The following is an 8,522-nucleotide window of genomic DNA, read 5'->3' as shown; positions in this document are numbered from 1 at the left end:
ATGCAGGCCACCATCAGCCACCTCGGCTATCTCCCCACCCCGGTCGCCCGCCTGGCCACCTCACCCCAGACCCTCGACGGATTCCTCAAGCTCAGCGCCCTCTTCGAGACGACCACCCTCGCCCCGCTCGCCCGCGAGACCGTGATCCTCACCATGGCCACCCGCAACGACTGTCACATCTGCATCGCCATGCACACCCGCACGCTCACCACCCTCGACGCGGACCCGGCGCTCATCGAAGCTCTCCGCACCCAGAAGCCGCTCCCGGCGCCCGAGTTGGAGGCCGTACGCCTCTTCACCCTCGAAGTCCTGGCCACCGCAGGCGACGTCTCCCCCGACGCGCTCGACGCCTTCCTCGGCCACGGCTACACCCAGCAGAACGCCCTGGAGGTCGTCCTCGGCATCGGTACGTACACGATCTCCACCCTCGCCAACCGCCTCACCGGCGCCCCGGTCGACGACCAGCTCCAAGCCTTCGCCTGAACAGCAGGGAGCCCCGCCGTCCGTTCCCGGACAGCGGGGCTCCTCGTACCCACACTCAGAACTGCTGCGCCACTTCCGTCGCCCAGTACGTGAGGATCATGTCCGCGCCCGCGCGCTTGATCCCCGTCAGCGACTCCAGGATCGCCTTGTCCCGGTCGATCCACCCACGCTCCGCCGCCGCCTCGATCATGGAGTACTCACCACTGATCTGGTACGCGGCCACCGGCACGTCCACCGCGTCCGCGACCCGCGCCAGAACGTCGAGGTAAGGACCGGCCGGCTTCACCATGACCATGTCCGCGCCCTCGTCGAGGTCGAGCGCCAGCTCCCGCAGCGACTCGCGCACGTTGGCCGGGTCCTGCTGGTACGTCTTCCGGTCGCCGACCAGCGACGAGCCCACCGCCTCCCGGAAGGGACCGTAGAAGGCGGACGAGTACTTGACCGTGTACGCCAGGATCGAGACGTCCTCCTTCCCGATCTGGTCCAGCGCGTCGCGGACGACGCCGACCTGGCCGTCCATCATCCCGCTCGGGCCCACCACATGGGCGCCCGCGTCGGCCTGGACCTGCGCCATCTCGGCGTACCGCTCCAGCGTCGCGTCGTTGTCGACGCGCCCGTCCTCCGTCAGCACACCGCAGTGACCGTGATCGGTGTACTCGTCGAGGCAGAGGTCCGACATGATCACGAGGTCGTCGCCGACCTCGGCGCGCACATCCCGGAGCGCGACCTGCAGGATCCCGTCCGGATCGGTCCCGGCCGACCCCACGGCGTCCTTCTTCGCGTCCTCGGGCACCCCGAAGAGCATGATTCCCGCGACCCCGGCGGAAACGGCCTCAACTGCCGCCTTCCGCAAGGAGTCCCGCGTGTGCTGGACGACCCCCGGCATGGCCGAGATCGGCACCGGCGCGGCAATGCCCTCCCGTACGAAGGCGGGCAGAATCAGATCGGACGGGTGCAGCCGCGTCTCCGCGACCATCCGCCGCATCGCGGGGGTGGTGCGCAGACGGCGGGGCCTTGCCCCCGGGAACGAAGAACTCACGTACGTCTCCAGCGTCTTCAGGGTGTTGAGCAGCTTCAGCGTCTTGTTCAGCGTCTTGTCAGGCGTCGTAAAAAAGGCTGAGGGGCCCGGACAAACCGGGCCCCTCGAACACTACGCCTCAGGTGGTACGCCGCCGACGGCCCCCGGGCCGCCGCTCGCTCGGCCGGCAGGGCGTCTCGCCCGCCTCCTTCGCCGCGTCCCGGCGCGCCGCGCCGAACTCGGCCAGCGCCGCGGCCAGCTTGGTCACCGAAGGCTCGGGCGACAGCACGTCCACCCGCAGCCCGTGCTCCTCGGCGGTCTTCGCCGTGGCAGGACCGATGCACGCGATGACGGTCACGTTGTGCGGCTTGCCCGCGATCCCGACCAGATTCCGCACAGTCGAGGACGACGTGAAGAGAACGGCGTCGAACCCGCCCCCCTTGATCGCCTCCCGCGTATCGGCCGGCGGCGGCGAGGCCCGCACGGTCCGGTAGGCCGTGACGTCGTCGACCTCCCAGCCGAGCTCGATCAGACCCGCGACCAGCGTCTCGGTCGCGATGTCCGCACGCGGCAGGAAGACGCGGTCGATCGGGTCGAAGACCGGGTCGTACGGCGGCCAGTCCTCCAGGAGACCCGCGGCCGACTGCTCACCGCTCGGCACCAGATCCGGCTTGACGCCGAACTCCACCAGCGAGGCTGCGGTCTGCTCGCCCACCGCAGCGACCTTGATCCCGGCGAAGGCACGCGCGTCGAGCCCGTACTCCTCGAACTTCTCGCGCACCGCCTTCACCGCGTTGACGCTCGTGAAAGCGATCCACTCATAGCGGCCCGTGACGAGCCCCTTGACCGCCCGCTCCATCTGCTGCGGGGTACGCGGCGGCTCAACAGCGATCGTGGGGACCTCGTGGGGCACAGCCCCATAACTCCGCAACTGGTCGGAGAGCGAAGCCGACTGCTCCTTCGTCCGCGGAACCAGCACCCGCCACCCGAAGAGCGGCTTCGACTCGAACCACGAGAGCTGGTCGCGCTGGGCAGCGGAGCTGCGCTCACCGACCACGGCTATGACCGGCTGGTGCCCGTCAGGCGAAGGGAGCACCTTGGCCTGCTTCAGCACCTGGGCGATGGTCCCCAGCGTCGCGGACCAGGTCCGCTGCCGGGTGGTCGTCCCTGCGACGGTCACCGTCATGGGGGTGTCGGGCTTGCGCCCGGCGGAGACCATCTCGCCGGCGGCCGCGGCCACGCTGTCGAGCGTGGTCGTGACGACGGCCGTCGCATCGCTCGCGCCGACCTCGCTCCAGCAACGGTCGGAGGCGGTCCGCGCGTCCACGAAGCGCACATCGGTGCCCTGCGCGTCACGCAGCGGGACCCCGGCGTACGCGGGAACGCCCACGGCGGTCGCCACACCGGGCACGACCTCGAAGGGAATCCCCTCCGCGGAGCAGGCGATCATCTCGTCGCCCGCCCAGCCGTCGAGCCCGGGGTCACCGGCGACAGCACGGACGACCCGCCTGCCGGACCTCGCGGCCTCCATGACAAGATTGGCGGCATCTCGGATCGCCGGGATACCGGCGGCTGTTGACGCTTCGTCAATAACCGTCAGCTGAGGCGTGCTTACGTTCGCCCGGGCATGGCCGCGTACGACGTCGAGCACATGCTCCTCGGCGACCAGTACGTCCGCACGTGCGAGCGCCTCGACGGCGCGCAGTGTGAGCAGCCCCGGATCTCCGGGTCCGGCACCCAGGAAGGTGACGTGCCCGTGTCCGGGAATGGCGGGAAGGATCGGGGCGGTGGGGTTCATCGTGCTCGCTCCCCCATAAGACCGGCCGCACCCTTGGCGAGCATCTCGGACGCGAGTTCGCGCCCCAGAGCCACAATGCCTTCGTGCGACGTAGGTACGGGACCGGTGGTGGACAGCTGCACCAGCTCGGAGCCGTCGATCGAGCCGACGACGCCGCGCAGACGCATTTCAGTGTGGTTCTGCCCGTCGGCCAGGACGTCGGCCAGTGCACCAACAGGCGCACTGCAACCGGCCTCCAGGGCGGCGAGCAGAGATCGCTCGGCGGTCACGGCGGCCCGTGTGTACGGGTCGTCGAGCTCGGCGAGCTGGGCAATGAGGTCGGCATTGACTGCCGTGCACTCGACTGCCAGTGCCCCCTGGCCGGGGGCGGGCAAAATGATGTCGGCCGGGAAGAAGTCGGTGACTTCCCCGCTGCGGCCGATGCGGCTGAGCCCGGCGGCGGCAAGGACCACCGCGTCCAGCTCACCGCTGCGTACGAAACCGACACGCGTGTCGATGTTCCCGCGGATCGGAACGGTCTCGATCCTGAGCTCGTGGCTGCGCGCGTACGCATTGAGCTGCGCCATCCGCCGCGTCGAACCGGTACCGATCCTGGCGCCGTCGGGCAGCTGCTCGAAAGTCAGTCCGTCCCGCGCCACGAGCGCGTCACGCGGGTCCTCCCGCACCGGGATCGCTGCCAGCACCAGGCCGTCCGGCTGCGCGGTCGGCAGGTCCTTCAACGAGTGCACGGCGAAGTCGACTTCACCGCTGAGCAGCGCCTCGCGCAGCGCGGTGACGAAGACTCCGGTGCCGCCGATCTGCGCGAGGAGCTCGCGTGAGGTGTCCCCGTACGTAGTGATCTCGACGAGCTCCACGGAGCGGCCGGTGATCTGCTGCACCGCCTCGGCGATGTGTCCTGACTGGGCCATGGCGAGCTTGCTGCGCCTGGTCCCGAGCCTCAAGGCACTGGTCATGCCTGCCCTCGGTTCTTGACGTCTACGTCTGTGATCATCAAATCAGCGGTCTTCAGGTCGGTCAGCTCTGTCAGATCCGCCCGGCTGACGGCGGCGACCGTCTGCGGGTCGAGGTCGAAGAGTTCCCGCAGCGCGTCCGCGTACCCGGCGCCGCCGGGCTCGCTCGCGAGCTGCTTCACCCGCACGGTGGGCGCATGCAGGAGCTTGTCGACGACACGGCGCACGGTCTGGGTGATCTCGGCGCGCTGCTTGTCGTCCAGGTCGGGGAGGCGTCCGTCGAGCCGCGCGATCTCACCGGCGACCACGCCGGCGGCCATGGTGCGCAGGGCGACGACGGTCGGGGTGATGTGCGCGGCGCGCTGTGCGGCACCGAAGGCGGCGACCTCGTCGGAGACGATGGCGCGCACGGCGTCCACGTCGGCGGCCATCGGGGCGTCTGCCGACGCGTCGGCGAGCGACTCGATGTCGACGATGCGTACGCCCGGAATGCGGTGCACGGCGGCGTCGATGTCGCGCGGCATGGCGAGGTCGAGCAGCGCCACGCGCCGCCCCTCGGCCGCCTCGGCGACATCCTCCGCCGTCAGTACGAGACCGGTCGCGCCCGTACAGGAGATGACCAGGTCCGCGTCGTTCAGCTCGCCTCGCACCTCCTCCATGGGAACGGCGCGCGCCACAACTCCCGTACCGGCGGAGCCGAGGATCTCCGCGAGCCGCTCGGCCCGGGACAACGTCCGGTTGGCGACGGCGATTTCGGCGACTCCCGCACGGGCGATCGTCGCGGCGGCCAGCGAGGACATCGAGCCCGCGCCTATCACCAGCGCGCGCTTCCCCTTGGCCCAGTCCGCCACTTGCGCACCATCGGAGAGCTGCTGAAGCCCGAAGGTGACGAGCGACTGGCCTGCCCGGTCGATGCCGGTCTCGGAGTGCGCACGCTTGCCGACGCGCAGCGCCTGCTGGAACAGGTCGTTCAACAGCCGCCCCGCGGTGTGCAGTTCCTGTCCGCGCGCGAGGCCGTCCTTGATCTGCCCGAGGATCTGCCCCTCGCCGACGACCATGGAGTCGAGCCCGCACGCCACCGAGAAGAGGTGGTGAACAGCCCTGTCCTCGTAGTGCACATAGAGATACGGAGTGAGCTCGTCGAGCCCCACCCCGCTGTGCTGGCCGAGCAGCGTGGAAAGTTCGGCGACGCCCGCGTGGAACTTGTCCACGTCGGCGTAGAGCTCGATGCGGTTGCACGTCGCGAGGACCGCGGCCTCGACCGCGGGCTCCGAAGCGAGCGTGTCCTGCAACAGCTTGGCCTGCGCATCAGCGGAGAGCGATGCCCGCTCCAGCACGCTGACCGGCGCACTGCGATGGCTCAGCCCGACGACCAGGAGACTCATGCCGGCATCACGGCGGGCAGCTCCCCGTCGGGTCCCTTCCGCTCGTCGGCAGCGGCGGCGGCGTGCTCGCCGGCCTTGCGCTGCTCGTGGAAGGCGAGGATCTGCAGCTCGATCGAGAGGTCGACCTTGCGCACGTCCACACCGTCCGGAACGGTCAGCACGGTGGGCGCGAAGTTCAGGATCGAGGTGACACCCGCGGCGACCAGGCGGTCACAGACGGGCTGCGCGGCTCCGGCGGGGGTCGCGATGACCCCGATGGAGACACCGTTGTCCGCAATGATCTTTTCGAGCTCGTCGCTGTGCTGCACGGGGATTCCGGCGACCGGCTTCCCCGCCATCGCGGGATCGGCGTCGATCAGCGCGGCGACCCGGAATCCACGGGAGGCGAAGCCGCCGTAATTGGCCAGCGCGGCACCGAGATTACCGATACCGACAATGACGACCGGCCAGTCCTGGGTGAGCCCCAGCTCGCGCGAGATCTGATAGACGAGGTACTCGACGTCGTATCCCACCCCACGCGTCCCATAGGACCCGAGATACGAGAAGTCCTTCCGCAGCTTCGCGGAGTTGACCCCGGCCGCAGCGGCCAGTTCCTCCGATGAAACGGTGGGTACGGAACGCTCCGAGAGCCCGGTGAGGGCACGGAGGTACAACGGAAGTCGGGCGACGGTGGCCTCGGGGATTCCTCGGCTACGGGTCGCCGGTCGGTGAGTTCGGCCAGTTGCCACGGTGCTCCTGCGGGATGAGCGAGGCTGCAGGCGGCCACTTGTCCCAGGACCGCCCCGTCGAATGCAGGCTATGTCTTTGTGAACGCGTGCACAAAGATGGTGTCCGCTTTGTCCGACCAAAGTGACCGGGGTCACGCGCTTCGGCCGTGCGATCTTGGAACCACAGGCCATTCCGATCCGTTGAGAAACCGAAGGGGGCAAAACCGCACACACTCCTCACGACTACGCCCCCGAGACCGCTCAAATCGCCCACGATGGTAACCGTCTTTCGCGATTAAGAGCCCAGTGCGCGTCGAAGCCGATCGGCATCCACCCGCCAGAAGGTGTGCTGCTCCCCGTCAATGAGTACGACAGGGATCTGCTCCCAGTACTCCCGGTGCAGCTCCGCGTCCTCCTCGATGCTCTTCTCCTCCCACGCGGCCCCCACCTCACCGCAGACCCGCGAGACGACCTCGCGCGCCTCCTCGCAGAGATGACACCCGCTCTTCCCGATCAGGGTGACCACGCGCTCACCGGGATCCTTCTTCGCACGCCGCAACAGGGGACTCATGGGGCCCATTCTCCGCCGAAATCAAGCCCCTCCGGCGATTGAGGAGCGGGGGGCCGGGGGCGGAGCCCCCGGGGCGACGCGGGCCGCCCCCTCACCACAGCCCAAGGTCCACTGGTTAACAGCCCTGCCCCGGAGAGTTCACGCCACCGCATCCCCACGGGTCGGGAAGTACCGAACAGACTGGCTATGCTCACGACATGGCCGCACTGGGATGGCTCACCCCTCGTAGGCGCTCCGCCACGGCACGCAGCGTGCTGGCAGGCGAGGCCGCAGCCGAGGCAGCCCGCAAGTCCTCCGCCGAGCTGGCACACGCCCAGCAGGAGCAGACAGCGACGGACACGACGGACGCTGCGGACACCCCGAGAGAGCCCGAGTTCCCCGTCGTCGGCGACGACCTCGCCGCCGCCTTCTTCGACCTCGACAACACCGTGATGCAGGGCGCGGCCCTCTTCCACTTCGGCCGGGGCCTCTACAAGCGCAAGTTCTTCCAGCGCCGCGAGCTGGCCAGGTTCGCCTGGCAGCAGACCTGGTTCCGCCTCGCCGGCATCGAGGACCCCGAGCACATGCAGGACGCCCGCGACAGCGCCCTGTCCATCGTCAAGGGCCACCGAGTCTCCGAGCTGATGTCCATCGGCGAGGAGATCTACGACGAGTACATGGCCGACCGCATCTGGCCCGGCACCCGCGCCCTCGCCCAGGCCCACCTCGACGCGGGCCAGAAGGTGTGGCTCGTCACGGCCGCCCCCGTCGAGACCGCCACGATCATCGCGCGCCGCCTCGGCCTGACCGGCGCGCTCGGTACGGTCGCCGAGTCGGTCGACGGCGTATACACCGGCCGCCTGGTGGGCGAGCCCCTGCACGGCCCCGCGAAGGCCGAGGCCGTCCGCGCCCTCGCCGCCGCCGAGGGCCTCGACCTCGCCCGCTGCGCCGCGTACAGCGACTCGCACAACGACATCCCGATGCTCTCGCTCGTCGGACACCCGTACGCGATCAACCCGGACGCCAAGCTCCGCCGCCACGCCCGCGAGCGCGAATGGCGGCTGCGCGACTACCGCACGGGCCGCAAGGCGGCCAAGGTCGGCATCCCGGCCGCCGCCGGCGTCGGCGCCATCGCGGGCGGTACGGCCGCCGCGGTCGCCCTGCACCGCCGCCGCCGCTGACCGTCGCCGCCACTGGCCGCCACCGCCGTCACCGGCCCGCCGCGCCCGACTGCGCACCGCAGTTGAACCGAACGTCGTACCCCCACCGGGCCCCCGCCAGTCCCGTTGCTCTCACTCGGCCACAAGTGTTTCTGCACCCAGCCAGATCGTGACGCAATCTGATCAACAACTGGTCACGAAGTGCTACTGGATCCGCCGCCAACACGTAACAGAAGCGACGGAATCGATGATTTGAGCAACTGGGTGTAGCACTGCCTGTACGAAGCGTTATTCTCCTCAGACGCATACCGGACCCCACCTACAGGCACCACGGGTGAACGGTCCAGCACTGCACGTGATGGAAGCTCTGCCTCTGGGAGTCCCGTGTACCCACACGTCGGGGTTGACGCCTCGGGCCTGGCTACGCTGCGCGCAACGGTCGCCGACCGCTTGCGCGCAGCGTAGCCAGGC

8 protein-coding genes are annotated in these 8,522 nt (G+C 69.5%); 2 read left to right on the top strand and 6 right to left on the bottom strand.

Translation table 11 applies throughout. The annotated features are described in order from the left end of the window. Positions 1-483, top strand: a complete 483-nt coding sequence (locus tag J0695_RS30555; protein ID WP_206967497.1) for a carboxymuconolactone decarboxylase family protein — start codon at positions 1-3, stop codon at positions 481-483. Positions 484-538: 55 nt separating this feature from the next. On the opposite strand, the gene hemB is transcribed toward J0695_RS30555, so the two are convergent. The 6 genes from hemB to J0695_RS30525 all read right to left on the bottom strand — a co-directional run bounded on the left by hemB (position 539) and on the right by J0695_RS30525 (position 6,912). Then, positions 539-1,522 carry a porphobilinogen synthase gene (gene hemB / locus J0695_RS30550; RefSeq protein ID WP_307798818.1) on the bottom strand — a complete coding sequence of 328 codons (984 nt, stop codon included), beginning with the start codon at positions 1,520-1,522 and terminating at the stop codon, positions 539-541. A 118-nt stretch (positions 1,523-1,640) separates the two neighbouring features. Beyond that, positions 1,641-3,299, bottom strand: coding sequence for a bifunctional uroporphyrinogen-III C-methyltransferase/uroporphyrinogen-III synthase (locus J0695_RS30545; protein ID WP_206967494.1), 1,659 nt, complete (start codon positions 3,297-3,299; stop codon positions 1,641-1,643). After that, complete coding sequence (gene hemC / locus J0695_RS30540; protein ID WP_206967493.1) at positions 3,296-4,252, bottom strand: hydroxymethylbilane synthase; 957 nt, start codon at positions 4,250-4,252, stop codon at positions 3,296-3,298. The genes J0695_RS30545 and hemC overlap by 4 nt, the downstream gene beginning before the upstream one ends. After that, positions 4,249-5,634, bottom strand: coding sequence for a glutamyl-tRNA reductase (locus J0695_RS30535; RefSeq protein ID WP_206967491.1), 1,386 nt, complete (start codon positions 5,632-5,634; stop codon positions 4,249-4,251). Before J0695_RS30535 ends, hemC begins: the two co-directional genes overlap by 4 nt. Next, the gene (locus J0695_RS30530; protein ID WP_206967489.1) at positions 5,631-6,362 is read right to left on the bottom strand and encodes a redox-sensing transcriptional repressor Rex; all 732 of its coding nucleotides are present in this window, start codon (positions 6,360-6,362) and stop codon (positions 5,631-5,633) included. Before J0695_RS30530 ends, J0695_RS30535 begins: the two co-directional genes overlap by 4 nt. A gap of 274 nt (positions 6,363-6,636) precedes the next feature. Next, positions 6,637-6,912 carry a glutaredoxin family protein gene (locus tag J0695_RS30525; RefSeq protein WP_206967487.1) on the bottom strand — a complete coding sequence of 92 codons (276 nt, stop codon included), beginning with the start codon at positions 6,910-6,912 and terminating at the stop codon, positions 6,637-6,639. A gap of 197 nt (positions 6,913-7,109) precedes the next feature. On the opposite strand from J0695_RS30525, the gene J0695_RS30520 reads away from it, so the two are divergent. Then, entirely contained in the window at positions 7,110-8,072 is a 963-nt protein-coding gene (locus J0695_RS30520) for an HAD family hydrolase (protein WP_206967485.1), read from the top strand. The last annotated feature ends 450 nt before the right edge of the window (positions 8,073-8,522 follow it).

The organism is Streptomyces beijiangensis (genome assembly GCF_017315755.1).
In the GTDB taxonomy this organism is placed as follows: domain Bacteria; phylum Actinomycetota; class Actinomycetes; order Streptomycetales; family Streptomycetaceae; genus Streptomyces; species Streptomyces beijiangensis.
Note: the sequence above shows the minus strand (reverse complement) of the source record. Positions and strands in the feature narration are given on the sequence as shown.

Bases quoted from the DNA above. Each gene is read 5' to 3' on its own strand.
- J0695_RS30555 (WP_206967497.1), top strand. From the start codon at position 1: ATGCAGGCCACCATCAGCCACCTCGGCTATCTCCCCACCCCGGTCGCC.
- J0695_RS30545 (WP_206967494.1), bottom strand. From the start codon at position 3,299: ATGAACCCCACCGCCCCGATCCTTCCCGCCATTCCCGGACACGGGCAC.
- hemC (WP_206967493.1), bottom strand. From the start codon at position 4,252: ATGACCAGTGCCTTGAGGCTCGGGACCAGGCGCAGCAAGCTCGCCATG.
- J0695_RS30535 (WP_206967491.1), bottom strand. From the start codon at position 5,634: ATGAGTCTCCTGGTCGTCGGGCTGAGCCATCGCAGTGCGCCGGTCAGC.
- J0695_RS30525 (WP_206967487.1), bottom strand. From the start codon at position 6,912: ATGAGTCCCCTGTTGCGGCGTGCGAAGAAGGATCCCGGTGAGCGCGTG.
- J0695_RS30520 (WP_206967485.1), top strand. From the start codon at position 7,110: ATGGCCGCACTGGGATGGCTCACCCCTCGTAGGCGCTCCGCCACGGCA.